At 59.2% G+C, this 26,118-nt stretch carries 22 protein-coding genes and 3 tRNA genes; 14 read left to right on the forward strand and 11 right to left on the reverse strand.

The window, feature by feature from the left end:
• Nucleotides 1–10 precede the first annotated feature (10 nt).
• A complete protein-coding gene (locus IV109_RS03900) occupies nt 11–2,047 on the reverse strand; it encodes an NADPH-dependent 2,4-dienoyl-CoA reductase (protein ID WP_296692402.1) in 2,037 nt (678 codons plus the stop codon).
• A gap of 71 nt (nt 2,048–2,118) precedes the next feature.
• On the opposite strand from IV109_RS03900, the gene IV109_RS03905 reads away from it, so the two are divergent.
• Nucleotides 2,119–2,610 carry an aminoacyl-tRNA deacylase gene (locus IV109_RS03905; RefSeq protein ID WP_296692405.1) on the forward strand — a complete coding sequence of 164 codons (492 nt, stop codon included), beginning with the start codon at nt 2,119–2,121 and terminating at the stop codon, nt 2,608–2,610.
• Nucleotides 2,611–2,686: 76 nt separating this feature from the next.
• Nucleotides 2,687–3,316 (forward strand): glycerol-3-phosphate 1-O-acyltransferase PlsY, encoded by a 630-nt coding sequence (gene plsY, locus IV109_RS03910; protein ID WP_296692530.1) that lies wholly within the window; start codon nt 2,687–2,689, stop codon nt 3,314–3,316.
• 29 nt (nt 3,317–3,345) lie between these two features.
• On the opposite strand, the gene IV109_RS03915 is transcribed toward plsY, so the two are convergent.
• Entirely contained in the window at nt 3,346–3,834 is a 489-nt protein-coding gene (locus IV109_RS03915) for a pyridoxamine 5'-phosphate oxidase family protein (RefSeq protein WP_296692407.1), read from the reverse strand.
• 293 nt (nt 3,835–4,127) lie between these two features.
• On the opposite strand from IV109_RS03915, the gene IV109_RS03920 reads away from it, so the two are divergent.
• Nucleotides 4,128–4,601, forward strand: coding sequence for an Lrp/AsnC family transcriptional regulator (locus IV109_RS03920; protein WP_366834223.1), 474 nt, complete (start codon nt 4,128–4,130; stop codon nt 4,599–4,601).
• A gap of 24 nt (nt 4,602–4,625) precedes the next feature.
• On the opposite strand, the gene IV109_RS03925 is transcribed toward IV109_RS03920, so the two are convergent.
• The 3 genes from IV109_RS03925 to IV109_RS03935 are packed head-to-tail and all read right to left on the reverse strand — an operon-like array spanning nt 4,626 to nt 6,726.
• Nucleotides 4,626–5,585: an HD domain-containing phosphohydrolase gene (locus IV109_RS03925; RefSeq protein ID WP_296692414.1), complete on the reverse strand. Its 960-nt coding sequence runs from the start codon at nt 5,583–5,585 to the stop codon at nt 4,626–4,628.
• An 8-nt stretch (nt 5,586–5,593) separates the two neighbouring features.
• Nucleotides 5,594–6,241: a TIGR02281 family clan AA aspartic protease gene (locus IV109_RS03930; RefSeq protein WP_296692416.1), complete on the reverse strand. Its 648-nt coding sequence runs from the start codon at nt 6,239–6,241 to the stop codon at nt 5,594–5,596.
• Nucleotides 6,241–6,726 carry a YajQ family cyclic di-GMP-binding protein gene (locus tag IV109_RS03935; protein WP_296692419.1) on the reverse strand — a complete coding sequence of 162 codons (486 nt, stop codon included), beginning with the start codon at nt 6,724–6,726 and terminating at the stop codon, nt 6,241–6,243. The genes IV109_RS03930 and IV109_RS03935 overlap by 1 nt, the downstream gene beginning before the upstream one ends.
• A 45-nt stretch (nt 6,727–6,771) precedes the next feature.
• Here IV109_RS03935 and murB point away from each other — a divergent pair, with 45 nt between their 5' ends.
• The gene (murB, locus tag IV109_RS03940; protein ID WP_296692532.1) at nt 6,772–7,812 is read left to right on the forward strand and encodes a UDP-N-acetylmuramate dehydrogenase; all 1,041 of its coding nucleotides are present in this window, start codon (nt 6,772–6,774) and stop codon (nt 7,810–7,812) included.
• Between the two features lie 47 nt (nt 7,813–7,859).
• On the opposite strand, the gene IV109_RS03945 is transcribed toward murB, so the two are convergent.
• The 3 genes from IV109_RS03945 to IV109_RS03955 form a co-directional block, all read right to left on the reverse strand.
• Nucleotides 7,860–8,177, reverse strand: coding sequence for a pyrimidine/purine nucleoside phosphorylase (locus IV109_RS03945; RefSeq protein WP_296692422.1), 318 nt, complete (start codon nt 8,175–8,177; stop codon nt 7,860–7,862).
• 39 nt (nt 8,178–8,216) lie between these two features.
• Nucleotides 8,217–9,557 carry an argininosuccinate synthase gene (argG, locus tag IV109_RS03950; RefSeq protein WP_296692425.1) on the reverse strand — a complete coding sequence of 447 codons (1,341 nt, stop codon included), beginning with the start codon at nt 9,555–9,557 and terminating at the stop codon, nt 8,217–8,219.
• 80 nt (nt 9,558–9,637) lie between these two features.
• Nucleotides 9,638–10,000 carry an ArsC family reductase gene (locus IV109_RS03955; protein ID WP_296692428.1) on the reverse strand — a complete coding sequence of 121 codons (363 nt, stop codon included), beginning with the start codon at nt 9,998–10,000 and terminating at the stop codon, nt 9,638–9,640.
• Nucleotides 10,001–10,040: 40 nt separating this feature from the next.
• Between IV109_RS03955 and folC the strand changes: the two genes are divergently transcribed.
• The 8 genes from folC (at nt 10,041) to IV109_RS03995 (ending at nt 15,975) form a co-directional block, all read left to right on the forward strand.
• Nucleotides 10,041–11,357, forward strand: coding sequence for a bifunctional tetrahydrofolate synthase/dihydrofolate synthase (gene folC / locus IV109_RS03960; protein ID WP_296692430.1), 1,317 nt, complete (start codon nt 10,041–10,043; stop codon nt 11,355–11,357).
• A 19-nt stretch (nt 11,358–11,376) separates the two neighbouring features.
• Nucleotides 11,377–12,108, forward strand: coding sequence for an SPOR domain-containing protein (locus tag IV109_RS03965; RefSeq protein WP_296692433.1), 732 nt, complete (start codon nt 11,377–11,379; stop codon nt 12,106–12,108).
• A 16-nt stretch (nt 12,109–12,124) separates the two neighbouring features.
• A complete protein-coding gene (locus tag IV109_RS03970) occupies nt 12,125–12,613 on the forward strand; it encodes a CvpA family protein (RefSeq protein ID WP_296692437.1) in 489 nt (162 codons plus the stop codon).
• Nucleotides 12,614–12,626: 13 nt separating this feature from the next.
• Nucleotides 12,627–14,129, forward strand: coding sequence for an amidophosphoribosyltransferase (gene purF / locus IV109_RS03975; RefSeq protein WP_296692441.1), 1,503 nt, complete (start codon nt 12,627–12,629; stop codon nt 14,127–14,129).
• Between the two features lie 19 nt (nt 14,130–14,148).
• Entirely contained in the window at nt 14,149–15,537 is a 1,389-nt protein-coding gene (gene gltX, locus IV109_RS03980) for a glutamate--tRNA ligase (RefSeq protein WP_296692445.1), read from the forward strand.
• 62 nt (nt 15,538–15,599) lie between these two features.
• Nucleotides 15,600–15,675, forward strand: a tRNA-Ala gene (locus IV109_RS03985).
• 54 nt (nt 15,676–15,729) lie between these two features.
• A tRNA-Glu gene (locus IV109_RS03990) sits at nt 15,730–15,805 on the forward strand.
• Nucleotides 15,806–15,898: 93 nt separating this feature from the next.
• A tRNA-Asp gene (locus IV109_RS03995) sits at nt 15,899–15,975 on the forward strand.
• A 381-nt stretch (nt 15,976–16,356) separates the two neighbouring features.
• Here IV109_RS03995 and IV109_RS04000 read toward each other — a convergent pair.
• Both IV109_RS04000 and IV109_RS04005 read right to left on the reverse strand, forming a co-directional pair.
• Nucleotides 16,357–17,625 carry a type II toxin-antitoxin system HipA family toxin gene (locus IV109_RS04000; RefSeq protein ID WP_296692448.1) on the reverse strand — a complete coding sequence of 423 codons (1,269 nt, stop codon included), beginning with the start codon at nt 17,623–17,625 and terminating at the stop codon, nt 16,357–16,359.
• A 4-nt stretch (nt 17,626–17,629) separates the two neighbouring features.
• A complete protein-coding gene (locus IV109_RS04005; RefSeq protein ID WP_296692452.1) occupies nt 17,630–18,322 on the reverse strand; it encodes a helix-turn-helix transcriptional regulator in 693 nt (230 codons plus the stop codon).
• Between the two features lie 245 nt (nt 18,323–18,567).
• On the opposite strand from IV109_RS04005, the gene IV109_RS04010 reads away from it, so the two are divergent.
• The gene (locus IV109_RS04010) at nt 18,568–25,020 is read left to right on the forward strand and encodes a hypothetical protein (RefSeq protein WP_296692457.1); all 6,453 of its coding nucleotides are present in this window, start codon (nt 18,568–18,570) and stop codon (nt 25,018–25,020) included.
• A 28-nt stretch (nt 25,021–25,048) separates the two neighbouring features.
• The gene (locus tag IV109_RS04015) at nt 25,049–25,600 is read left to right on the forward strand and encodes a hypothetical protein (protein ID WP_296692459.1); all 552 of its coding nucleotides are present in this window, start codon (nt 25,049–25,051) and stop codon (nt 25,598–25,600) included.
• A gap of 299 nt (nt 25,601–25,899) precedes the next feature.
• Here IV109_RS04015 and IV109_RS04020 read toward each other — a convergent pair.
• Nucleotides 25,900–26,118: hypothetical protein (locus tag IV109_RS04020; RefSeq protein ID WP_296692463.1), on the reverse strand; the 219-nt coding region annotated here is incomplete at its 5' end.

The raw sequence follows: 26,118 nt of genomic DNA on the forward strand, positions 1-26,118 counted from the left end.
TTCGCCTGCTTCAAACTTCTGCGGCCAATTGGCAGGCTTGCTCAATGGCCCGTTTGGCATCCAGCTCGCTGGCTTCAAACGCGCCGCCCACCAGCGTGGCTTTGACGCCTTGAGTTTGCAAGTCGTCAAACAGGGTGCGCAGCGGGAGTTGCCCGGCGCACACAATTACCGTGTCCACCTCAAACAGTTTGGGTTCGCTGTTCACCAGCGTGTGCAGGCCCGCATCATCCACCTTGAGGTATTCAACCCCGTTGACCATGCGCACACCGCGCCGTGACAGGGTGAGCCGGTGCGTCCAGCCCGTGGTGCGGCCCAGCGACTTGCCCACAGGGTCGGTCTTGCGTTGCAGCAGGGTGATGGTGCGCCCCGATGTGGCCGCCTGCGGCTGTACGCCCGTTACGCCACCGCGGGGGTGGTTCTCGAAATCAATGCCCCATTCCCTTGCGAACACGGCGCTGTCCAGCGCCGCCGAGGGCCCTGCGTGCGAGATGAGTTCGGCCACATCAAAACCAATGCCGCCCGCGCCCATGATGGCGACCCGCTCCCCAATGGGTTTGCGGCCAAGGATGGCGTCGATGTAGCTCACCACCTTGGGATGTTTGATGCCTTCCAGCGCAGGTTGGCGCGGCTCAATGCCGGTGGCCACAATGACTTCATCGAAGTCTTCGGATGCGAGCAGCGCCGCATCCACCCGGGTGTTCAGGTGCAGCGCAACGCCATGTTTGGCGATCATGCGCTGGTAGTAACGCAGCGTTTCATAAAACTCTTCCTTGCCCGGAATGCGTTTGGCCAGGTTGAACTGTCCGCCAATTTCGCTGGCCGCGTCAAACAGGGTGACCTGGTGCCCGCGCTGCGCAGCGACTGTGGCATACGCCAGACCGGCCGGGCCGGCACCCACGACGGCCAGGCGTTTGGGCCGGGCAGTCGTTTCATAGTTGAGCAGCGTCTCGCGGCAGGCCCTGGGGTTGACCAGGCAACTCACCTGTTTGTAACCGCCAAAGGTGTGGTCCAGGCAGGCCTGGTTGCAGGCGATGCAGGTGTTGATTTCATCCTCGCGGCCCTCGAAGGCTTTGCGCACCAGTTCCGGGTCCGCCAGCATGGGGCGAGCCATGGACACGATGTCGGCATCGCCGCGCGCCAGCACGGTTTCGGCTGTATCGGGCATGTTGATGCGGTTGCTGGTGATGAGCGGCACCTTCAAGACCTTGCGCAGTCGTCCGGTGACCTGGGTGAAAGCCGCTCGCGGCACCATGGTGGCAATGGTGGGCACGGGTGCTTCGTGCCAGCAGAAATGGGTGCTGATAATGGTGGCGCCTGCCGCTTCCACGGCTTGGGCCAGAGTGACAACTTCGTCCCAGGCCATGCCGCCGTCCAGCATGTCCATGGCGGCGATGCGGAAGATGACAATGAAGTTCGGTCCCACGGCGGCGCGCACCCGGCGAACCACTTCCACCACAAAGCGCATGCGGTTCTCAAAGCTGCCGCCCCACTGATCGGTTCGCAAATTGGTTTTGGCCACCAGAAAGGTCGACAGCAAATAGCCCGCCGAGCCGATGATTTCGACCCCGTCATAACCCGCTTGCTGGGCCAATGCCGCGCAGTTCGCAAAATCCAGCAACTGTTTTTCAATGCCTTCTTCATTCAGCTCGCTTGGTTTGAAGGCGCCGATGCGCGACTTGACGGCAGAGGGCGCAACACACGCAGGGTTGGGCGCCAGAGAGCCCATGTGCAGTATCTGCATGCAAATCTTCACATCGGGGTCCACCGCATGCACGGCGGCGGTGATGGTGCGGTGCTGTTCGGCTTCCTCAGAGGTGGACAGCTTGGCGCCAAAGCCACCTTCTTCATTGGGCGGTATGCCGCCGGTGATGATCATGCCGACCCCGCCGCGGGCGCGCTCTGCGAAATAGGCCGCCATGCGGGCAAAGCCATTTTCGGCCTCCTCCAGGCCGGTATGCATGGAGCCCATGAGCGCCCGGTTCTTGATCTGGGTAAAGCCCAGGTCCAAGGGGGAGAACAACAGGGGGTATCGGCTGTGAAGGTTCATGCGCTGCCTCTTGATGTGAGCAATGTGATGGGACATTGTGTCACCACCGCAAGCATGGAAAATACGCACCTATGGCCAAAAAAGATCATGTCAGCGAAACACCCGCGACCCAGTTGCTCAAGGCAAGCAAGGTCATTTTTACCGAGCACCCGTATGAATACCTGGAGCATGGCGGCGCCCAGCACAGCGCTCAGGTGCTGGGCTTTGATCCCTTCTTGGTCGTCAAGACGCTCATCATGCAGGACCAGGACGCCAGGCCACTGGTGGTGTTGATGCACGGCAACCGCAAGGTGTCCACCAAAAACCTGGCGCGCCAGATCGGGGCGAAGTCAGTGGAGCCCTGCGCGCCAGAGGTGGCCAACCGGCACAGCGGCTACCTGGTGGGCGGCACCTCGCCGTTTGGCACGCGCAAGGTCATGCCGGTGTTTATTGAGGAAACCATCCTGGCGCTGCCGCGCATCCTGATCAATGGCGGGCGGCGGGGCTACCTGGTCGGTATTGACCCGCAGGTTTGTTTGAACCTGCTGGCGGCCAAACCGGTGCAATGCGCGCTGGCGGACTGAGTCATTTCGCCGGGCTGGCAAAATACGCGCATCATGCCCCGACGAGCGGGTGCAGCTGGAGACGTTTTTGGAATCAATCAAATCATTTCTTCCCATCCTGGCGGCCATTGCCGGCTACCTGATCGGGTCTTTGTCATTTGCGGTCATTGTCAGCCGGGCCATGGGGTTGAGCGACCCGCGCACCTTTGGCAGCAAGAACCCCGGCGCCACCAATGTGTTGCGCTCCGGCTCCAAGGCTGCGGCCATCATGACCCTGGTGCTCGATGCGGCCAAGGGCTGGCTGCCAGTGGTGCTGGTCAAGATGTATGGCAAGCCCTATGGACTGGAAGAAGGCACCATGGCCATGGTCGGGCTGGCGGCCTTTGTGGGGCACCTTTACCCGGTGTTCTTCAAGTTCGTGGGAGGTAAGGGCGTGGCCACGGCCCTGGGCGTGCTGGTTGGCATCAGCTGGGTGCTGGGGTTGGCTACCGGTGCCACCTGGATCATCATGGCGTATTTCTTCCGCTACTCGTCGCTCGCATCCCTCACTGCAGCGGTGTTTGCGCCGGTGTACTACATCTTTGGCGACGGTATGGCCTGGTACCTGAACAAGAGCGTGCTGTTGGCCGTGTCGATCATGTCGCTGCTGCTGATCTACCGTCATGCCGAGAACATTGGCCGTCTGGCCAAGGGCACGGAGTCGCGTCTGGGCAAAAAGAAGCCCTGAGTTTTACGACGGTCTGCGCCGGGGCTGCGCTAGGCCAAGGGGCGCAACAACTGCGCGATCTCATCCGCCTCCAGTGAGCGCGCTGCACCGAAGCCGGCGACCTGGCGAGCGCCCAGAAGCTGAATGGCCACAAACATGAAATCGCCCAATTCGGTCATCGGCTCCACTTCAGGAAAACGCGCCAGATAGGCAGACCGTGCATCGGTCCAGGTAGCGCTGCCCGGCGCCAGGACGCAGGCCTGGCCTTGCAGCGTGACACGGGGCAGGGCATGCACCGGCTCATCCGCCGCTTCAGCTTGCATCACCAGCATCGACACCTGCGGCCGGTCCTGCAAGTTGCGCGTATGCGCAGCCAGTGCACTCACATGAATCACCACACAAGCACTCCGTGGCTCCAGCGCATAGGGCACCATGGACACAAAGGGCAGGCCGTCGTCACCCAGCGTGCCCAAAGCGGCCACGCGCTGGGTGTTTAGCAGCGTTCGCAGGTCTTGGCTGAGGCGGGGTTCGTGGGACATGGGGGGATGGTAAACACAAGTGGGGAGTCATGCAGAGGGAGACTCGACCCCGGGCGAATGTCCCGCCCGGGGTGCTGGCTTTGCAGTGCCTGCCCTTGTGAGGCGGGATTGCGCAACATGGGGCGGTAGCCGCTTTGTTGCATGTGCCTGTGGGTAACAGGTGATTCAAGTGTAAATCGGGGTGCCCCGCAGCGGATTGCGTAATTGCTTTGAAAAACTACTTATTAAAAATATACTGCCAAAAATACTAAAAATAGTGGCATAAATAACCCTTCAGTATCCGAAATTCGAAAATTATGAAGCTTGACCGCTACGACCAGCACATCCTTGAAGTCCTTCAGCAAGACGGGCGCATCAATAACCAGGACCTGGCCGATCGCATTGGCTTGTCGCCATCGCCTTGCCTGCGTCGGGTGCGTGCGCTGGAGGAATCAGGGTTGATCCTTGGCTACCGGGCTTTGCTGGACGCCAAAAAGCTGGGGCTCACGCTGATGGCGCTGATTCACATCTCCATGGATCTGCACACGCCTGAGCGTTTTGCCAATTTTGAGGCGGCAGTGAGCGTGTTGCCCGAAGTGCTGGAGTGCTTGCTGATCACCGGGCAAGATGCAGACTACCAGCTCAAGGTGGCGGTGCGTGATATGGACCATTACCAAGCCTTGTTGCTCAACCAGCTCACGCGCATTGAGGGCGTTACCGGCGTTCATTCCAGCTTCGTGTTGCGCCGGGTGGTCGAGAAAACGGCTCTGGCGGTGTTCGCTGGCTGAAGATCCGGCCCCGGCATGGCCGGCTCAGGGGTGCAGTGCGGCGTATGCGCCCAGTTGCAGGATCAGGTGATGGTTCAGGCGCACCCGCACGGCCGAGGCGGCCAGCGCCGCCTGGATCCTGGGGCTGGCGTTGGCGGTGCGGTGCAGGCGCGGCGGATTGAGCAGGGCGCCCGCTTGATCCACCACGATCGCAACGTGCGGGTGATTGGGCTTGCTGCTGCGGCGCATCACCACGGCCAGTTCCTTGTTGTCCAGGCGTACATAGGTACCCGGTGGACACAAGCCCACGGCGCGCACCAGTGCATGGCCGACTTCGTCGCGTTGTTCTGCCGAATTGGTGATGATGGAGCGCACCGAATCGGTGGCACTGCGACCTTCACGTGATTTGCGCGGGCTGATCATGGCCGCATAGCGGTCCACAATACGCAGGATGCGGGCCAGTCGCTTGACGGCGGGCAACTCCCGCAATTCGCCGCGATCCGTGCTTTCATCGTGGTGCAGGCTGATGGTGTCCAGCCACAGTTCGTCAGTGACCCCCATGTTGGCCAGCATCAGCCCACCCTTGACGGCATGGGCGCGGATGGCACTCTGTTGTTCGGCAGAAGGCTTTTCGACTTGTCCTGCCAACTGGTCCTGCAGGGCCGTCATGGCGATATTCATGGTGAGGGCGGCATGCACCAGGCTGTCGCGCTCGTTCACAGGCAGCTTCAACTCGACCCCGATCAGGTGGCAAAGCACGGCACACACCAGGGCGTGAGAGGCGCTGTAGCCTACCGGTGAGTTGGTTGCCAGTTGAAAGAGCAGGTACAGGCCGACATCGGTATCGCGTTTGAGCAAGGCCTGCATCCAGCGGTCGTACTGCCATACGCGCTGCTCGAACTCCTGAATGCTGGCCGGACTGCCCAGGATGATGCCCACGCCCGATTCCAGATCGGACCAGAGGCCGAGCAGGTCTTCGTATTCGTTTTCGCTCTGGACACTCACAGGCTGCCTTAGTAACGCTTTTCCAGAACCATCTGGTCATTGGTCCGTGTCATTTGAAAGCGGGTCAGAAAGCTGTTGCCCAGCAAGACGTAAGGCATTTCGCCAGCCAGCACGCTGGCATCAACCTCGTACATCGTGACATCACCAACCCGGACCGAGGCCAGTTTGATGCGCCACGTTGGCACGATGCCGTTGGCAGTGCTCGACCGTGCGGCTTGTCCGGCCCTGTAATTGAGTCCGATACGTTCGGCATCGGCAACACTGAGGGCCACACTGGTCGCGCCCGTATCCACCAAAAACTGCACCGCCTTGCCGTTGATTTGCCCCTGGGTCAGGAAATGGCCACCAGTGCCGGCTGTCAGCACGATCTTGGTGCCACCCGCATCGCCCCCGCCCCCTGCGCCTACGCTTGCTGGCGCATCACCGACGCGCATCGTATGGCGCTTGCCGGCAATTTCGATCACGGCCTGATCTCCCTGAGTCGAGACGATCTTGACGCCGCGGTAAGTCTCGCCTGTGGCGACCGCTTTGGGCGCACTGCCATCCACAATCACCAGCGCCTTGTTGCCCAGCATGCCCGCCAGTCCCACGGTCTGGGCCCAAGCGGCTTGACCCAGCATCAGCAGGGTGAAGGCAAGCAGGGCAGAAGTTTTCATCAGTCGCGGAAGTTGTCGAATGTCAGGGGCATGTCGACCATCTCTTTTCGAATCAAGGCCATGGCGGCCTGCAAATCGTCGCGCTTGGCCCCGGTGACGCGCACTTTCTCTTCCTGGATGGCGGCCTGGACCTTGAGCTTGCTGTCCTTGATCTGGCGCTGGATTTTCTTGGCCGTTTCAGTATCGATGCCGTTGCGCACCTTGATGACCTGCTTGACCTTGTCGCCGCCCATTTTCTGAATATCGCCCTTGTCCAGGAAGCGCACGTCCACATTGCGTTTGGTGAGCTTGTTGCGCAGGATGTCTTCGATCTGCGTCAACTGAAAATCGGCGTCGCCGATCATCGTAATTTCCTTGTCCTTGAGCTCAATGGCCGCAGGCGTGCCCTTGAAGTCAAAGCGGGTGGTGATTTCTTTGGTGGTGTTTTCCACCGCGTGTTTCACGTCCACCATGTTGGCGTCGCAAACCGTATCAAAAGAAGGCATGGCTAATTTCCGGAAAGAATCACGAGTGTGAGGGCTAATGAGAGAATTAGGGCAATGTTAGTCGAGAAAAACGTCCCACTCCAGTCCTGCAACAGCTTCCACATCGTGGCCAAGGCGCATTCTTTGGTTCGCATTGCCAGTGAAGCCGATGTGCAGACCGTCGTTACCCAGCCCGAATGGCAGGAATTCCCCAAGTTTGTATTGGGTGGGGGCAGCAACATTGTGCTCACCGGAGACGTCAGGCCCGTGGTTTTGAAGGTCGAGATCCTGGGTAAAAGGCTGGTGCAGGAAACCGCCAAGGCCTATGTGGTGGAGGCCGGTGCCGGCGAGAATTGGCACGATTTCGTCACCTGGACGCTGCAGCAGGGCTATCCTGGTCTGGAGAACATGGCCCTGATCCCGGGCACTGTGGGCGCCGCCCCGGTGCAGAACGTGGGTGCCTACGGGGTTGAGTTGCAGGACCGCTTTGAGTCGCTGGACGCGGTGGACCTGCAAACCGGCAAGGTCTTCAGCCTGAATGCGGCCCAATGTGCCTTCGGCTACCGGGATTCCGTGTTCAAGCACAGTTCGCAGCCCCTGGGGCTGGCGGGTCGGGCCGTTATTACCCGCGTGCGCTTTCACTTGCCCAAGCCCTGGAAGGCGGTGTTGGGCTATGCCGATATCGAGAAAAAAATGGCCGAGGCCAAGGTCACCCAACCCACTGCACAGCAAATTTACCAATGGGTTTGCGACATCCGCCGCGCCAAGCTGCCTGACCCGGCGGTGATTGGCAATGCGGGAAGTTTCTTCAAAAATCCCACCGTCACGACCGAGCAGTGCGCCGACATCATCGCGCGTGATCCCAAAATCGTGCACTACCACCTGGCCGACGGCTCGGTCAAGCTGGCCGCTGGCTGGCTGATTGATGCCTGTGGCTGGAAGGGTAAATCCGTCGGCAACGCCGGGGTGTACGAGAAGCAGGCCCTGGTGCTGGTGAACCGGGGCGGTGCCACGGGGGGGGAGGTGATGACCCTGGCCCGAGCGATACAAACCAGCGTTTACGAACGCTTTGGCATCATGCTGGAGCCCGAGCCGGTGGTGGTTTGAGCGGCCTCGCCACCGCAGAACTCGCGTCGGATGGGTGGCGGCGCAGATTAACCGAAGTGGCAGATGTAGTGGTAGGGCTCGCTCACCCGAATCTCAAAAGACGAGTTGCCGGGTACGCTGAATTTGTCGCCGGCTACAGACTTCACCCAGGCATCGGTGCCTGCGAGCTTGTATTCGCAGCTGCCCGCCACGCACTCCATGATTTCCGGCGCGCCGGTGTTGAAGGTCAGGGTGGCCGGCAGCACGACGCCGACCGATTTTTTGGTGCCGTCGGCGAAAATGATGCCGTGGCTCACGCATTTGCCGTCAAAGTAGACGCTGGCCTGGGTGTTGACGGTGACGTTGGCGATGCTGGTGGTGCTCATGATGTCCTTGGATCGATAGGTAGATAGTGCTGCGGGGATTTACTTGCCGTCCTTGCCACCCAGCTGGGGCAGGGCAGCGCCTGAACCCAGTGACAGCAGGCCGGCCTGGGTGTAGATGCCGAGCTTGGCCCGGGTGTCCACAATGTCCAGATTGCGCATGGTGAGTTGGCCGATACGGTCCAGCGGAGAGAACGGGGCGTCTTCGACCTTTTCCATGCTCAAACGCTCGGGGTGGTAGGTCAGGTTGGGCGACTCGGTGTTGAGCAGCGAGTAGTCGTTGCCGCGGCGCAACTCCAGAGTGACTTCGCCGGTAACAGCGCGCGCCACCCAGCGCTGGGCGGTTTCGCGCAACATGATGGCCTGCGGATCAAACCAGCGGCCCTGGTACAGCAGGCGGCCGAGTTTGCGGCCGTTGTCGCGGTATTGCTCGATGGTGTCTTCGTTGTGGATGCCGGTGACCAGGCGCTCGTAGGCGATGAACAGCAGCGCCAGGCCCGGGGCTTCGTAGATGCCGCGGCTTTTGGCTTCGATGATGCGGTTCTCGATCTGGTCGCTCATGCCCAGGCCGTGACGGCCACCGATGCGGTTGGCTTCCAGAATCAGTTCCACCAGATCGGGAAACTCAACGCCGTTGAGCGCGACCGGGCGACCTTCTTCAAAGCGCACGGTCACTTCTTCGCGTTTGACCTCGACCTCGTCTTTCCAGAAGGCCACGCCCATGATGGGTTTGACGATCTTCATGCCGCTGCTCAGGAACTCCAGGTCTTTGGCCTCGTGCGTGGCGCCCAGCATGTTGGAGTCGGTGGAGTAGGCTTTTTCGGCCGACATCTTGTAGCCAAAGCCATGCTGCGTCATGAAGGCCGACATTTCGGCGCGGCCACCCAGTTCGTCGATGAACAGCTGGTCCAGCCAGGGCTTGTAGATCTTCAGGGAGGGGTTGGTGAGCAGGCCGTAGCGGTAAAAACGCTCGATGTCGTTGCCCTTGAAAGTGCTGCCGTCGCCCCAGATGTTGACGTCGTCTTCTTTCATGGCGGCCACCAGCATGGTGCCGGTGACGGCTCGGCCCAGCGGCGTGGTGTTGAAGTAGGTGACACCGGCGGTGGAGATGTGGAAGGCGCCACACTGCATGGCGGCAATGCCTTCGGCCGCCAGCTGCGTGCGGCAATCAATCAGGCGTGCTGCCTTGGCGCCGTATTCCATGGCTTTGCGCGGGATCTCGTCGTAGTCAGCCTCGTCGGGCTGGCCCAGGTTGGCGGTGTAGGCATAGGGCACAGCGCCCTTGAGCTTCATCCAGAGCAGCGCGGCGCTGGTGTCCAGGCCGCCGGAGAAGGCGATGCCGACTTTTTGGCCCAGGGGCAAATTTTGAAGAATGGTGGCCATGGTGTGTGCAGTGCAGTTTGGGGTAACCCATGATTTTAGGCGACCCGCAGCGGGGGGCGGTCAGGACACCGTGCGCAGGCTCACCCGAGTTTGGCTCGCCAGGTGGCTTCGTCAAAGCCCACTGTCAGGCTGGCATCGACCCAGTGCACGACCGGACGTTTGATCACGCTGGGCTGCGCCAGCATCAGGGCGCGGGCACTGGCCGCGCCGGTCACACCGGCCCGTGTTGCTTCGTCCAGCTTGCGCCAGGTGGTGCCGCGGGTGTTGACCAGCGGCTCCCAACCCAGGGTTTTGATCCAGAAATCGAGCTGTTTTTCGGGCACGCCCTGCTTTTTGAAGTCGTGGAACTGGTATTCCAGTCCCAGCGTGCCCAGCCAGGTGCGAGCTTTTTTGACGGTGTCGCAGTTGGGAATGCCGTAAAGAATAAGGGTGGTTTTTTCCATGGACGCCATCATGCCGTACTCGGCGACAATGGCGGTCCTTATGAAAACCGAACCCCACACCCTGGACGAATGGCTGGCCTTTTGCGAGCAACTGCACCCTAAAAACATCGATATGGGGCTGGACCGCGTCAAGGTGGTCGCCAACCGCATGGACATCCAGTTTGCCTGCCCGGTCATCACCGTGGCCGGTACCAATGGCAAAGGCTCCACCTGCGCCATGCTGGAATCGATCCTGGGCCAGGCGGGTTACCGAACGGGGGTCTACACCTCGCCGCATCTGGTGCACTTCGAGGAGCGGCTGCGCCTGCAGGGCGAATCTGTAAATGCTACGGAATTAATAGCATCTTTCGCAAGTGTTGAAAAGGCCAGGTGCCAAAACAATGCTGAAGTGTCGTTGACTTACTTTGAATTTTCCACGCTCGCTATTCTGAACGTGATGGCGCACAGCCAGCTGGATGTGGTGATCCTGGAGGTGGGCCTGGGCGGACGCCTGGACGCCGTCAACATCATCGAGCCCGACTGTGCCGTGATCACCAGCGTGGATCTGGACCATATGGAGTTTCTGGGCCCCGACCGCGAGTCGATCGGCTTTGAGAAGGCCGGCATCATGCGCACCGGGCGCCCGGTGGTGGTCAGTGACCCGATGCCGCCGCAGAGCGTGCTGGATCACGCCAAGGAGATCGATGCCGATCTGTGGCGCTTTGGCGTGGACTTCAATGTGTCGGGCGACAAGCAGCAATGGGGCTGGGCCGGGCGCGGACGCCGTTACAGCGGCCTGGCCTACCCGGCCTTGCGCGGTGCCAATCAGTTGGTGAATGCCGCCGGTGTGCTGGCGGCCCTGGCCACCTTGCGCGAGCGCTTGCCGGTGACGGCACAGGCGGTGCGCAACGGGCTGGCGTTTGTCGAGCTGCCCGCGCGTTTCCAGATCATTCCGGGGCAGCCCACGCTGGTGCTGGATGTGGCGCACAACCCGCATTCGGTGGCGGCGCTGGCGGCCAATCTGGATGCCATGGGCTACTTTCCGACCACGCACGCGGTGTTTGGCGCCATGGCCGACAAGGACCTGGCACTGATGCTGGCCAAGGTCAATCCCTTGATTGACAAGTGGTATTTCACCGATTTACCCACCCCTCGCGCCGAGTCTGCAGCAGGTCTTTTAGAGAAGTGGCAAGCCCAGAATACCCGGCGCGATGCCAAGGGGGTGGTTTGCGTTGACCCGCAGCAGGCTCTGCAGGCGGCGATCGACGCGGCAGACCCCACTGATAGAATCGTGGTCTTTGGATCGTTCTACACGGTGGGTGGTATTTTGAAGGACGGGGTGCCCCGCCTTTTTGCCAAACACATGCCCAACAATTGAACTCCCGAGTCCCCAAAACATGGCCTTTTTCAAGTTTCGAAAAGCTGGCGACGAACCGTCCGCCTCGCCCGCCCAACCCGAGAGTGTGACGGCCATGCGCAGGCGTGCAAAGCACCGTTTGCTGGGTGCCGCTGCCTTGGTGCTGATCGGTGTAATTGGTTTCCCATTGCTTTTTGACAAGCAGCCCCGTCCGATTTCAGTCGACACGCCGATCGAAATTCCAGACAAGAACAAGGTCAAGCCCCTGAGCCTGCCAGCGGCCGTTGTGGCCACGCCTGCACCTGCGGCAAAAGCGGAAGAAAAAGTCAGTTCCCCCCCCGTTGTTATTGCACCGGATGCTCCCAAAATTGTAGCTAAATCAGAGCCCAAACCAGAGACTAAGCCTGAACCCAAAGCCGCAGACAAGCCAGTCGAGAAGCCGGCCAAGCCCGTGGCCAAACCGGACGAGGGCGCCAAGGCCCAGGCCTTGCTGGAAGGCAAGGAACCGGAGAAAAAGCCGGAATCGAAACCGGACGCCAGTGAAGGCCGTTATGTGGTCCAGGTCGGCGCGTTCGCTGACGTGACCAAGGCGCGTGAAGTCCGTCTGAAAGTCGAACATGCCGGGCTGAAAACCTATACCCACGTTGCCGAAACCAAGGAAGGGCGCCGGATCCGTGTGCGTGTCGGTCCCTTTGGTTCCAAGGCTGAAGCTGAAAAGGTTGCTGAAAAGATCAAGAAGCTGGGTCTGCCAGCTGCCATCCTGACCTTGTAAGGCGCAAAAGCTGCCCATGCCTGCGCTGGACTGGATTTTTTTGGTGGTGTTGCTGGCCTCGTTCCTGATCGGTGCCTGGCGTGGCCTGGTGTACGAGGTGTTGTCGGCCGTGAGTTGGATTGCGGCTTTCGTTTTGGCGCAATGGTTTGCCCCCGACATGGCGCAAAAGCTGCCCATGTCCGGCGCCGGTGAGGCGGTGCGCTATGCGGCAGGCTTCGCGGTGGTGTTTGTGGGGGCCGTGTTTGCTGGCGGGCTGGTGGCCATGCTGGCGAAGAAGCTGTTTGCAGCGGTTGGCCTGCAGCCGGTGGACCGGGTGCTGGGCGCTGCGTTTGGCCTGGTGCGGGGCCTTGTATTGATATTGGCGACAGCGGTGGTGGTGGGTATGACACCGTTGAAGTCGGGTGAATGGTGGCAGGAATCTATCGGTGCTGGCCTTGCCACTGCAGCACTCAAGGGATTGAAGCCACTGTTGCCTGAAGAGTTTGGCAGTCACCTGCCGTCATGAGATCGGAAAAAGTATGTGTGGAATCGTAGGCGTTATCAGCAACGCACCCGTCAATCAGCTCATTTACGACGCCTTGTTGCTGCTGCAACACCGGGGCCAGGATGCCGCCGGCATCGTGACCCAGCAGGAGCGCAAGTTCTTCATGCAAAAGGCCAAAGGCATGGTGCGCGACGTGTTTCGCACCCGTAACATGCGTTCCCTGCCCGGCAATTGCGGTTTGGGCCAGGTGCGCTACCCCACGGCAGGCAATGCCTACAGTGAAGAAGAAGCCCAGCCCTTTTATGTCAACGCGCCTTTCGGTATTGTGCTGGTGCACAACGGCAACCTGACCAATGCACATGGCCTGAAGGCCGAGCTGTTCAGCACCGACCATCGCCACATCAACACCGAGAGCGACTCCGAGGTGCTGCTCAACGTGCTGGCGCATGAGATCGAGGAAACCACACGCGGCATGGCGCTGCGTCCCCGAGATGTGTTCGAGGCGGTTCGTCGTGTCCACCGCCGCATCAAGGGCTCCTACGCGGTCATTGCCATGATCGCGGGCCACGGTGTATTGGCTTTTCGCGATCCGTTCGGCATTCGTCCGCTGTGCATGGGTCGCAGCGAGGACGGTACCGTCATGGTGGCCAGTGAATCGGTGGCGCTCGAAGGAACCTTGCACAAGTTTGATCGCAACATCGAACCTGGCGAAGCCGTGTTCATCGATCTGGAAGGCAAGATTCATGCACAGCAATGTGCGGACAATCCAGTGCTGAGCCCCTGTATTTTTGAGTATGTTTACCTGGCCCGCCCTGACTCCGTGATGGACGGCATTTCGGTTTACCAGGCGCGTCTGAATCTGGGCGAAACGCTGGCCAAACGAGTGATCTCCACCGTGCCGCCAAGCGAAATCGATGTGGTCATCCCGATCCCCGAGTCCAGCCGGCCGAGCGCAGCGCAACTCGCCCAGTTGCTGGGGCTGCCTTACCGCGAAGGGTTCGTGAAGAACCGCTATGTGGGTCGTACCTTCATCATGCCGGGCCAGTCGGTGCGTAAAAAATCGGTGCGTCAAAAACTCAACGTCATCGCCAGCGAATTCAAGGGCCGCAACGTGCTGCTGGTTGATGACTCCATCGTGCGGGGCACCACCAGCAAGGAAATCGTGCAGATGGCACGCGATGCCGGTGCCCGAAAGGTCTACATGGCCAGTGCTGCGCCACCTGTGCGTTATCCCAATGTATATGGCATCGACATGCCCACGCCGGATGAACTGGTGGCCCACAACCGCACCGTCGAGCAGATTCGCCAGATCATTGGCTGCGATGCCCTGATTTATCAGGATGTGGATGCCATGAAAAAGGCGGTTGGCTCCCTCAACCCCAGGATCAAAGGCTTTGATGCTTCGTGCTTTGATGGCGTCTACGTCACAGGCGATATCACGGCGGACGACATCACACGGCTTAACACTCACCGTGTGGGGGGCGACGAAGGGGCAGGGGACAACTCCCGCCTGGCACTCCCCAACCACGCCGATTGATGGGCCCGGATCACTTCACATGACACAAAAAATCCGTACCCGATTCGCACCTTCGCCCACCGGCTTCATTCACCTGGGCAACATCCGCTCGGCCCTGTACCCGTGGGCGTTCGCCCGGGCCAACGGCGGCGATTTCATCCTGCGCATCGAAGACACCGACCTCGACCGCTCCACGCAAGCGGCGGTGGATGTCATCATCGAAGGCATGTCCTGGCTGGGGCTGGACTACGACGAAGGCCCGTTCTACCAAATGCAGCGCATGGAGCGCTACAAAGTGGTGCTGGCCGAGTTGCAGGCCGCAGGCCATGTGTATCCCTGCTACATGAGCATGGTGGAGCTGGATTCGTTGCGCGACCGCCAGATGGCCGCCAAGGAAAAACCCCGCTATGACGGCACGTGGCGCCCGGCCCCCGGCAAGGTCCTGCCGCCCATTCCCGAGGGTGTGAAGCCGGTGCTGCGCTTCAAGAATCCGCAGGGGGGCTCGGTGGCATGGGAAGACAAGGTCAAGGGCCGCATCGAGATCAGCAATGACGAGCTTGATGACCTGGTGATTGCCCGCCCTGACGGCACCCCCACCTACAACTTCTGCGTGGTGGTGGACGACATCGACATGGCGATCACCCATGTGATCCGGGGCGACGACCATGTGAACAACACGCCGCGCCAGATCAACATTTTTCAGGCACTGGGCAAAGAGCCGCCGGTGTACGCCCATTTGCCCACCGTGCTCAATGAGTTGGGCGAAAAGATGAGCAAGCGCAACGGTGCCAAGCCGGTGACGCAGTACCGCGACGAAGGCTACCTGCCCGATGCCATGGTCAACTACCTTGCACGTCTGGGCTGGAGCCATGGCGACGACGAAATCTTCAGCCGCGAGCAATTTTTGCAATGGTTCAACCTCGATCATCTGGGGCGCAGTGCCGCACAGTTTGACGAAGCCAAATTGCGCTGGGTGAACGCCCAGCACCTCAAGGCCATGAGCGATGCTGCACTGGCGCCACTGGTATCTGCGTTGCTCTTGAAGCGCGGCATCACCACCGATGACCGCTTACCCCGCATCTGCGGCCTGTTCAAGGACCGCTGCGACACACTGTTGGTCCTGGCTGACTGGGCGGCCGCTTTTTATACCGACATCATCCCCAACCCTGAAGAGTGTGCCCAGCACGTCACCGATGCCATCAAGCCAGCGCTCAAGCTGCTGGTTGAAAAGCTGGCGACTTGCACTTGGGACAAGCCTTCCATCGCGGGGACCATCAAGGAGGTGCTCGCCGCCTGCGCGCTCAAGATGCCCCAGCTGGCCATGCCGGTGCGGGTGCTGGTGATGGGAACCGCCCAGACGCCCTCACTGGATGCCGTGCTGGAACTCAGCGAAAGAGAAAAAGTGCTGAAGCGATTGCATATGGCGTAAATTTCAGGCTATAATTTGAGGCTTGGAAATTAAGAATACTTGATTCAAGTGTTCTGAAAATTGGGGGTATAGCTCAGCTGGGAGAGCGCTTGCATGGCATGCAAGAGGTCAGCAGTTCGATCCTGCTTATCTCCACCAAATTTTCAAGTTGAAGTGTAAAAGCTTCAAAATGAGACGGAAGTCCAAGGTTTTGACCCCATCGTCTAGAGGCCTAGGACATCACCCTTTCACGGTGAGTACCGGGGTTCGAATCCCCGTGGGGTCGCCAAATTCATCACCAGATGAGTGAAGCGCAAGTCGGTAACAGCAAGCCCGCAAGGGCAGGCGACTTGACTCGAAAGAGTAAATGTTACCGCTACCAGGAGTGGTAGTTCAGTTGGTTAGAATACCGGCCTGTCACGCCGGGGGTCGCGGGTTCGAGTCCCGTCCACTCCGCCAATAAAATCAACGGGTTACAGCAGTTTTGCTGTAACCCGTTTTTCTTTGTCTGCGCCATGGGAACACTTATGGGAACACTTGAACTTGATTGGAGTGTTCGAAGAATTGAATTTGGTCGGTAGTCATCTTGTGAAGTGACTGATCGCATCCATAGTCCCACGTCGATCCATGGACGAGAGTTCAATCAGGTCTGAACCGCGGCGAACGCTTAAGTCTTGGGAAACATGGAGTTCACATATTGATTTCCGAGGACAAACATCACGCAGAAATGCTCGCCTTCTTGTGTAAGGCATCACATTGCTCCGTTTTCTTCGAACGTCAAATGACGGACATTTGAGTGTTCTTTGGGATTACGTGAAGTTTTCTAGCAAGGTCACACAATCAGTCAGCTAGGCGAAAAGCTGACGCCATTCGCTCCTGTTCTCGTGCACGCACTTGCAGGTTGTTGGCAATCTTGGGCCACTGCCGAACCACGGTTTGGCTGCGCTTGATGATCTCGTCAGCACCCGCCTTCGAAATACGGAAATACGGTGCCACAGAACGGGCCAAATCAAGGTCCATGGCGTTGTCAACTTCGCTGACGTTTAACTTCAGGCCGTGCGATTCTGACACGGGGTTCATGTCGTATGCCTCTGATAAGCGCCAACCCTTACCAGGCACGAGGATGAAGCCGTGGTTGCGCAGGTGATCGTCGGTGTTGGACACGAGCATGTTGAATACGATGCGCGACCAAAGCTCGCGTAGATCGGTATCCGTCTGTGCACCGTGGTTGATCAACACGCGGGCGATTTCCAGATAGCTTGCACCCGTTGAAGCGTCATCTCCATCCTGGTGCCCAGTGAGGGTCATTGCCGATGCGAAGTGCAACCGGCCCTCCGTAGTGCGGTCGAAGCGCCTCACGAGGAAGGTGTGATGGGGGCTTGCAAACTGGCGCGCCAGGCTTTCCGGCACGGCAAGGCCACAGCCTTTGGCAAGGGTCTGCACAACCAGTTCCCAAGCGCCTACATCGTGTTCGTCACGCACACTGGGGAATTTTGCGATCCATAGGTGCCCGTTTGGGTCGACCACACTGGCTTTGGGGCGTGCACCACCGAGCGAGCCGCCAGGGGCAATCAACATGCGCAGCCAGTCGTCGCCTGCAGCCGAGGTGTTGTCCTCGTCATGTTCCAGCGCCAAGCTTGCTGCTTCTAGCTCGCGGAGTTGGACGAAGGGAGGTGCTGCCGTGCCGTGTTGATTGTCCATGAAATCGCCGGCGTCATTGAGTCGCAAGCGCAGGGCGCCGGAACGGTAAGCGTCATGCACACCCAACAGGTAGTCGGATTCGTACAGCCGGACAGCCTTGCCCACTTGCCCCGCGCGCTGAGCACGCTCCAGGCGACGGCGCATGAGCAACCTGCCCCAACGATCCGGGCTGGCATCGTTGAAGACTCCAAAGGTTTCGTGACCTTGCGGCGGGTGTTGTCGACCCTCAAAAAGGCCAAGCCGAGGATCAATCTGCAGGTTCGTGATGGCGGGGTTAACGAGCGCTGACGAATCGAACTCAAACTCGAATATTTCGCGCCCTGTGCCACGCCTAACGTGCAGCAGCCCTAAGCGCAAGGGCCCTGTGAGCCCGACCCAGTCTGCGTAAACAGCGATGTTGAGGGCCACGCGTTCAGCCTCGCGTTTTCTTCAAGGGCGCCCCCGGATCGATCAAACCCGAAAGCGCCTCGGAGCTTGCAAAGCCACTCTTCTTGATCCAGTCCTGGGCATCCTCTGACCGCTTGAGCATCTTCTTGATTTCCTTGGGGGGGGCACTCTGCTGACCTATAGATTCCCGCAATTGAATGGATGGAGTAACGGCCAGCACCTTGCGCATCTGCGTCACGGGCAGCGCCTCGATAGCCTGCCGAATCTGCTCGCTTGGCATCGAGTTAAGCAGCTTGCGCATTTGTTCTGTCGGTGAATTTTTGATCACGCGGCGCAGTTCTGCTGCAGCGTCCCCCACCGGGGGCGGCAGCTTGGATGTCGCCAGAGTCTTGAGTGCTGACGATGGCGACGATTTTTTTGTTTTGGTGCGCCCGGGTAACTGCGCATCCTGCAGCTCGCGGCCGATCGGGTCGGATTTGCCGAGCAGGTTCAAATCCTGCTCAATGCCCAGCACCTGCATCACGGATAGATAGGCGCCCATGGTCACACCTGATCCGCCGCGCTCCAAGCTGCGCAGGGTCATCGGCGACATGCCGGCGCGCTCTGCCACCTGTTTGGCAGACAAGCGCCGACGCAGCCGGGCTACGTGCAGCCGATCGCCGAACTGACAAAGTAGTTCCTCCGTAGATGGAAGCAAGGGGGCGATTTTTTTGGCCATAGTGCAATTATTTTATCGTTTTTTAAATAAAAGAGGTTAAATAATCACTTAATAGTAAAAGAGAGTCTTCTGGAATCTTGTCAACTTAGTGCATTATTTTGCAATAATTCGGTTTCAATGGATAGAATATTGCCATTCCATGCGTTGGTTTCGGTGATGACATTGAAAACACTTGCCTGCTCGCCACCATGTCTACGTGGTCGAGCGAGAATCGCTGGTAAAAGCATCGAGGGTAGTGGGAGCACATGAAAACAGATCTCTCTGGCGCGAAGGGATCCAATGCGGGTGACGATTTTCACGTGCTTTGGGCGCTGCATCACGCGATGCGAGTTCTTGTCCCGAGTTCGGACCTGACCGCTGTAACGGTTGAAGGAATTCCGATCGAAGCCGGGCTTGATGCCGCCATTGCTGCACCAGATGCTTGGGAAGGCGTGGACGTCGGGCTCTTCTATGGCGGCGACAGCCTCCGCACGGCTCAGCGAATCGAAATTCAGCAGCTCAAGTACTCAACCGCATCACCCAACAAGTCCTGGACGGTTACGCGTCTGTGTCATGCAACGAACCGTCAGGGCGACAACTCAGTCGTCGCGAGACTGGCAAAGGCATTCATCGAAGCGAGGCGACTCGCGCCCAACCTGTCCGAGAATGGGTTGGTTGTCAAGCTTGTCAGCAACCAGCCGATCAGCGAGGAGGTTGTTCATGCCCTAGCAGGCATCCCCTTGTTAACAAACGCAGCTGCTTTCTCAAAATCAGAAGAGTTGTACGACAGACTAAAGATCGCCAGTGGTCTTTCTGACGACGATTTTTCTGCCATGGCGAAGGCTCTGGATTTCACTGACTGCCAAGGGCCTTCCAGATTCCAAGTGCAAGAGCGAGTGATCGCGGCTATTGGCGCGGTGGCCGCCGCCGACTCGCGTCAAATGATGCTGGAGCTGCGCCAAGTCGTGTACAGCCGCATGCTGCCGGGCAAGCATGACGCGATCACCCGGGAAGTGATTCTCGGGGCCATGTTCCTTGGTGATCCTGAGGCGTTGTTGCCATGTCCCCCTCGACTGAAGCAGCCGGAGAAAATTGTGGCTCGCTCAGTTGTTCAGGAGCTTGTTCACACCCATTTTCCCAGGCAGCAGAGGATATGCCTTCACGGCGAGGGCGGGTGTGGAAAAACCACCGCGCTGTTGGAAATGCGCACGCAGTTGCCGGAAGGTTCGGAGCTGATCATTTTCGATTGCTACGGCGGCGGACGCTACATGGACTCGGACGGGCAGCGCCATCTTCCGCGGCACGCCATCCTGCATCTGTGCAATGAAATGTCCGCACGTGTAGGCGCACCGATGCTGATCACGGCCTCAGCGGCCATCGACTATCCACGGGAATTCATCATCCGACTGCGAAAAGCCGCATCCATCGTTACGGCCCGTAGCCTTGATGCGCTGCTGGTCATCGCCGTGGACGCCGCCGACAATTCGGTAGCGGCCGCGCTCGCGCGGACACCACCGGAGCGCAGCTTTGTGCACGACATTGCCGAGCTGGGTAATTTGCCGACCAATGTCCGATTGCTTATCTCCGCACGGACAGGCAGGCTTCCCGCACTGCGCCTTCCCACCGGGTTCCTCCCGGTTGCGATAGGCGACTTTGAGCTACCTGAGACAAGGGATTTCGTACGACTCCAAGACATCAAGCAGACGGATTCCTGGCTTGCAGATCTGCAGCATTTGTCGGGCGGCAATGCACGGGTGATTTCATACGCGTTCGACTATGGCCGCGAGATGTCGCAGGACCCGTTGAAGTACCTCCGGCCCGGCGGCAAAGACCTGCAACGCATCTTCCAAGAAAGAATTGCCGAAGCGCTTCAGAAGGGAGGGGATCTGCTTGAGTTTAGCCGCCTCTGCGCCGCGCTGGTAGCGCTGCCGCGGCCGATACCCCTGTCGCACCTAGCGGGCATTCTTGGCGTTGGTGAGGCCCATTTGCGCGACATCGGTAACGATCTGGCGCCAGGCTTATGGGAGGATTCCGGGCACTTCGGGTTCACCGACGAAGATTTCGAATCGTTCGTCTTTGGCCATTCCTCCACGGCACTGGCCGAAGTACGAAAGCAGGCATCCTCCTATTTACGGGAGCATCACTTACGAGACGGCTATTGCGCCGAGCATGTCGCGGCCGTGATGCACGCCGCAGGAGACTTACAGGCTCTTCTTGAGCTTACGCAAGCGCATCCGGAGCCAAAGGCCATCAAGGACCCTGTGCGTCGGCGGGAAGTACAGTTGCACCGCCTAAAGCTGGCGATGCGGGTGGCGCGAGAGCATTCGCAGACGGTTGACGCAGTCCTTGTGATGTTGCGTGGCGCAAAAGCCCTCAAGACGGATGCGGCCGTGCAGAAAATGCTGACGGAAAACGTTGATCTATCGGCGTCTTATGCCCAAGCGAGCCTCAGGCGCACTGTGCTGTCCGACCCAAAGTTCGCTGGCCTACAAGGGCGCGTACTTTGCCATCTCATGCTGGACAGTGCAAAAAAGGGGGATGCAGTTCGGATGAGGGACTGGCGTCGCCAGTTCTTGGCTTGGCTTTCGATCTACTTTGAGCGGCGCGAAGAAAACGCGAGTACGGACAGATGGAAACTTGACTGGAAAGATCTTGCTGCGGAAGGTGAGGCGGTCTTGAGGGTGGCTGGAGCCGAAGCTGGCCTCGCGGCGTTGCTACGGTGGAAGCCTCGCAGGCTTATGCCGCAGACCGTGCTTTCCATCTGCCACCGGCTTCTCGCGTCTGGCAAGTCGGCGCTGGTGGAGGCGGCGCTGGGGCATCTCAGTCATCGCCCGATCTGGGACATTTTCATTCGCGTTCCTCTGGCCATTGCCGGGGGGCCGCTTGACCAGGATGCGTTGTCGGTGAATATCGGCAGGTGGATCCGACGTGGCTGGCTCACTCCGGAGGCGGCAAGTCGTGAGTTGGGCGCGACAGGATCGAAGTCGGGCGTTTGCCGGACCCTCATCACCGCCGCGGAAATTGTGGCCTCACGCGCGGGCATGCTGGATGGTGCACGGGCGGTGCTTGAGCTCTTCGCCACGCCTTCTTTACGGCGCGAGGACAAGATATTTCCCAGTAGCCATGAGCTGGTCGACGCGACGATGCGAGCGCATGCGCTGCTTGAGTGTGCGGCAGGACGGGAGGCGACGCTTGCAACCTACATTCAACGGGTGCACGAGGAGGAGGCGCTAACCAACGAACCCGCGCAACGCGATGAAAAACGCTGGCGCGAAGAGCGTACCAAGCGCCTAGAGAACTTCGTGGAAGCTACGCTTCCCATCTATAAGGCGCGTGCGAAGTTCATTCTTGCATCCTCTTCAGATCGCGCGAGTGCACAGGCAAAGTTCGAGGAGGTCCTAAAGCGATATGGCAGCGCCGACTTCCGGCAAAGCGACGACCACAATGTGCAGTCCATGCGCCAGTTGCTTGCCGAATCGACTTCGGAACTGGCCCATTTACCGGGCGTATTTGCGAGCGATATCACGCAGCTGACGTTTGCTAATGCGCGGGCAGGTTTTTCTGTGCGGATGCTGGCGGCGGCGCAGACACTTTCCATGAACATGGATGCACATGCGGCAATCCTGGACAAAGTGGTCAACCGCGCCCGAGCGATTCGGACCGAGCGTGAGCCGGCCACGGACCGTGCTGACCAACTGATTGCATTGGCAAGACTTCTATCACCCATCAGCCCAAGAGATGCGGAAAGCCTTTTCGCCGAGGCTAGTGAGGTGCTTGATGGCGTGGACTACGACAGCGTATTTCACCTCGAGATGCTCGAAGAATTCGCCAAAACCGGGGCATCTGCGCTGGAGCCGATTGCAAGGCGTGAGCTAGCATGCCAATTGGAGTCCGTGACGTCGGATGTCTGGGGTTATCTGGGCGATGCTGACCGCTTTCCTTGGGAATCCATTGCTCGTGCCCTGACAGTTCTTGATCCTACGATCGCTCTCGCCGCATTCAGCCGCTGGGACGACGAAGGCCAAGTGCGGCTGGATCGGATGGCGCCGGAATTCATCACGATGGCGCTTGCGGCCAAGAGCATGGACAGTGCCACCACAGTGCCGATCCTGTGCCTTACATCGGAACTTGACAGCAACACCCTGGACCCCATTGGTGTTCGTTTGGCAGACGAGACGCCTTCCGTGCGCTCGTCAGTGGTGGAAGAGTTGGTGCGCTTGGCGTTGCTCAATCTGGACGGGAACAATGGAATTTCTGAATTACGTGGTGCGCTGGACTTGGCGGCACCCCGTCAATCCACTCCGTGGGCGGTGCAGGGTCGGTCCGTCCTTTCGTTCTTTGATGGACCCGACGCGGTTTTCGTAGAAACCCAGGATATGGGTCTCTCGACCTTGCAAGATGATTCCCAACGTGATGTAGATATCCGGGCCGCAGTGGTGGGCTGCGGACGTACTTTTGCGACGGTAGCGGACATCGAAGCGACGTTCCGTGAAATTGCGGCCAGGGCTGATACAAACAAAACTTACTTCGATACATCAGCGTTCATGCACGCAATGAGGGAGGTTGTCAGGCCCGCCGATCGGCGGGCCCATCTTGAGGCGCTGGAAGGAAGCAATCTCAAGCGCCGATTCGACCAGGCAGATGCGATCATCCTTGCGGCCATTCAGTGGCTGCCACTGTCTCCTTCTGTTGCGGCTTGGTGCAAGGATCGACTGCCAGCGCTCATCGTGGAGCGGTTGGAGTTCCTGTACCAGCCGAGAATTCGCGAAGAGGCCTCCCTTCCTGAGCTGCTCGCCATTTCAGGCCTCGGGAACGAAGAGATCGTCGCATCTCTTCTCGACGCGATTGGGGCCAATCCTGAAAAATGGGATTCTGGAGGACTTTACAGCTTGCTGGGGTTGCTCGCTCGCTACTTAAGTCCAAACGAAGCCGCTCTGGTCCTCACCAGACACCTTCAAACCGAGTCTTCGGTTGTTGACGCCAAGTTGATCCCCATCAGCGCCGAAGACGTTCCGCTGTCGATTGAGGAGTGTCTGGGCCGGATGCTTTATGCCTTCATGGGTGACATCGAACTGCGTAAGAGGTGGGCCGCCGCCCATGGACTGAGAGCTGCGGCGCGCCTCGGGCTTCAGCGCGTAGTTGATACCGCCTTTGCGCAATGGGATCGTCGATGCGAACGCTCATTTAGGAATTCGACCGCCCCTGCGTACTGGCTGGCGTCGAGGCTATGGTTGATGGTCTCGGCTGCGCGGATTGCCAGTGAGTCCCCGCGGGCGTTGTCGGGCCACGGGCAGATGTTGTTTAAGGTGGCGACCGACCCTGAATTTCCGCACCTGCTTTGCCGGCAATTTGCGAAAGACGCAGTGGAGGTCCTTCACAGAGACGGCGTATTCGCCCTGGATATCACTGCAGCACCGATCCTCGCGGGTGTGAACCAGCCCGGTGTGTCGTTCGTGAAAATTCCTCGTGGCTATCGCAAGGGATTCGATCGATTTCATTCGAGCGACCAACGTCGCTTCCACTTCGACTCGATGGATACTTTGCCGTACTGGTATGAGCGTGTACTTATGCTCTTCGCCGACGTTCAAGCCAACGAGTTTCTGGACATAGCCGAAGCTTGGATCATCGATGCCTGGCAAGCGGACTCGCAGGTCTGGATGTGGGACAGCGAGCCGCGCAAGTCGAAGTTCGCGAGCGAGCGTCTCAGCAGTTCCAACCGGCAAGGCTCTTTGCCGAGCGTTGAACGTTTTTCCACACACCTCGAATGGCACGCCATGTGGTGCACTCTAGGTCAGCTAATGGTAGTGCGGCCACTCGTCAAGGTGGAGGGTGGAGAGTACGGGAGCCTCGCCTACTGGATGTCACGATTCAAGCTCACGAGTCCCCCGGTGTGGCTTTCGGATTTGAGAGCTGTCAAGCCTTTGGAAACCAGGCTCTGGCACTCGGTGCACCAGAGCGACCAAAATTGGCTCGAAGGCGTAACAATCGATATGCTGCTTGAAGAGATTGGCCCGTCGACCGGGTCCGGCGAGGTTGTCGTTTCAGGCCACCTTACAGGCAGAGAGGGTGACCGCCGTTGGACGGTGAGTGTTTCGAGCGCGCTGGTGGCAGGCAAGACTGCGTCGGCGCTGTTGCGTTCGCTTCAGGGTATACGCACCTCTTGGGACTACAACATCCCCGACGAAGGTGGCGACATGGAAATTCATGCTGGCGATTTCAAGTTGTCTGGCTGGCTGATCCATCCGGAGGGTGACACCGCTCTGGATGACGACGACACCTATAGAAGAGAAGTCCGCCGTCTGTCCGTCTGTCCTGGCAAAGACGTGAGCAAGCGCCTTGCGTTGCAAGCTCCCGAGGGCGAAATGCAGCTGTGGCTGGGTTCAACGGAAGCCGTGCATTTTCGCCACGTGATGTGGTCTGATGCGATGGATGACATCTCCTTACGAAGCGATTCCGGTTTTCCTCGCTCGGAGGGGTATCGACTGACTGCATCGACCGAAGCGATTCGCCAGTACCTGGCTGCAAAGAAGATGGATCTGCTCTTTGAAGTAAACATAGCGCGCAGAACCAAGGAAAACTCTTATGACAACGACGATTCGAAAGACCCCTCGGAAGCTGAATACGACCTTGTCGTCATCTTCAGGCGCGACGGAGCCATTGAAGGAGCCCAAGGACGTATTGGAACTTGGTCGGTTCCTGGCGAGAGAGCTGGGAGCTGACGATGGCGTGGACACCCTAGGGCGCTGGATGGCCCACTACCTCGCCGAACAGCTGGATGCAGCGGAACGCACCACGGGAGCCGAGAAGGAGAAGATCGAACGAGACGTCTCGAAGTTGATTCTCGATATCTGGGCCCAGCGGCGTACGCTGCCAGGTAGGGCCGATCCCCTGGCTACCTACGAAAAGGCAGCTCACACGCTCGCAGCTGTCCGGTCAGGTGCTGAGATTCTTTCGCCTTGGAGGAGTTTGCATGTGCAAGACGAGACATCACTCATCTTCGATGTTTTCGAGTTGGCATCTCAGTTAGCGCTTCTCGGTCTTTTCGACCTGATCCCTGCGGAAGCTTCCGAGCTACCCGCGTCCATCGAAAAGTTTCTCTCGGTGGAAGAAGGCATGTTCTTCACCAATATCCGTGAGGCGTACACGGTAGTCGCAGAAAAATTCCCCAACTGCGGTGATTCACGCGTATCGGTGGCATCGAAGACGGCGAATTTTCAAGACATAAGGGTAAAGCTGGTCCAACGCCTTCAGGCTAAAGCCGCGGAGCTGAGTCACGACAAAGAAAGAGCCGGTACTTAGATGAACAGGTCAAGAGTTTCAAGAAATGCCGGCTTTGGGTTTCGACGTATCTGTGCTTTCGATGTTTCGTTTCACATCTTTTGACTCAAGTCCGGAGGAAAATGCGAACGTCCCGGCGTACCGCCGTCGGGCTCGCGGGCGTTGCCCCGTGCCTCGTACCGAGTCACGGCCATGCGGCTTTGATTCCTGACGTCTTCGGCGGCTGAACCGCCTGCGCGCTGTGCTTGCCGTAAGGCGGTGGTTCAGGGTGTGTGGGGCTGGCTTGCTGTTCCCTTCACCGTACCACGGCGTTCTCGCTGTCAAGGTCTGCGCGCAATGCTTGCGCTTGCGTCCTGGCGGCCGTCTTTGAACCTGTGACAACTGCGCTGCGCCGTGCTGCTGCCGGTCTCGGGCAATCCCGCCCGATGCACGGAGCTGACCATGTCGCACGATCTCTTTTCTTCATTCGCTTCCTTCGATTCTTCGTAAGCGCCTGACCAATACCGTACTTGACGGCGTGCGATCTTTGCGTCAGATGT

It is taken from the genome of Rhodoferax sp., from assembly GCF_018780565.1.
Lineage (GTDB): Bacteria > Pseudomonadota > Gammaproteobacteria > Burkholderiales > Burkholderiaceae_C > Rhodoferax.

Excerpts from the sequence above, each read along its gene's own strand:
- IV109_RS03900 (WP_296692402.1), bottom strand. The coding sequence starts at position 2,047 with ATGAACCTTCACAGCCGATACCCCCTGTTGTTCTCCCCCTTGGACCTG.
- IV109_RS03905 (WP_296692405.1), top strand. The coding sequence starts at position 2,119 with ATGGCCAAAAAAGATCATGTCAGCGAAACACCCGCGACCCAGTTGCTC.
- IV109_RS03915 (WP_296692407.1), bottom strand. The coding sequence starts at position 3,834 with ATGTCCCACGAACCCCGCCTCAGCCAAGACCTGCGAACGCTGCTAAAC.
- IV109_RS03930 (WP_296692416.1), bottom strand. The coding sequence starts at position 6,241 with ATGAAAACTTCTGCCCTGCTTGCCTTCACCCTGCTGATGCTGGGTCAA.
- IV109_RS03935 (WP_296692419.1), bottom strand. The coding sequence starts at position 6,726 with ATGCCTTCTTTTGATACGGTTTGCGACGCCAACATGGTGGACGTGAAA.
- IV109_RS03945 (WP_296692422.1), bottom strand. The coding sequence starts at position 8,177 with ATGAGCACCACCAGCATCGCCAACGTCACCGTCAACACCCAGGCCAGC.
- argG (WP_296692425.1), bottom strand. The coding sequence starts at position 9,557 with ATGGCCACCATTCTTCAAAATTTGCCCCTGGGCCAAAAAGTCGGCATC.
- IV109_RS03955 (WP_296692428.1), bottom strand. The coding sequence starts at position 10,000 with ATGGAAAAAACCACCCTTATTCTTTACGGCATTCCCAACTGCGACACC.
- folC (WP_296692430.1), top strand. The coding sequence starts at position 10,041 with ATGAAAACCGAACCCCACACCCTGGACGAATGGCTGGCCTTTTGCGAG.
- IV109_RS03965 (WP_296692433.1), top strand. The coding sequence starts at position 11,377 with ATGGCCTTTTTCAAGTTTCGAAAAGCTGGCGACGAACCGTCCGCCTCG.
- IV109_RS03970 (WP_296692437.1), top strand. The coding sequence starts at position 12,125 with ATGCCTGCGCTGGACTGGATTTTTTTGGTGGTGTTGCTGGCCTCGTTC.
- purF (WP_296692441.1), top strand. The coding sequence starts at position 12,627 with ATGTGTGGAATCGTAGGCGTTATCAGCAACGCACCCGTCAATCAGCTC.
- gltX (WP_296692445.1), top strand. The coding sequence starts at position 14,149 with ATGACACAAAAAATCCGTACCCGATTCGCACCTTCGCCCACCGGCTTC.
- IV109_RS04005 (WP_296692452.1), bottom strand. The coding sequence starts at position 18,322 with ATGGCCAAAAAAATCGCCCCCTTGCTTCCATCTACGGAGGAACTACTT.
- IV109_RS04010 (WP_296692457.1), top strand. The coding sequence starts at position 18,568 with ATGAAAACAGATCTCTCTGGCGCGAAGGGATCCAATGCGGGTGACGAT.
- IV109_RS04015 (WP_296692459.1), top strand. The coding sequence starts at position 25,049 with ATGGCCCACTACCTCGCCGAACAGCTGGATGCAGCGGAACGCACCACG.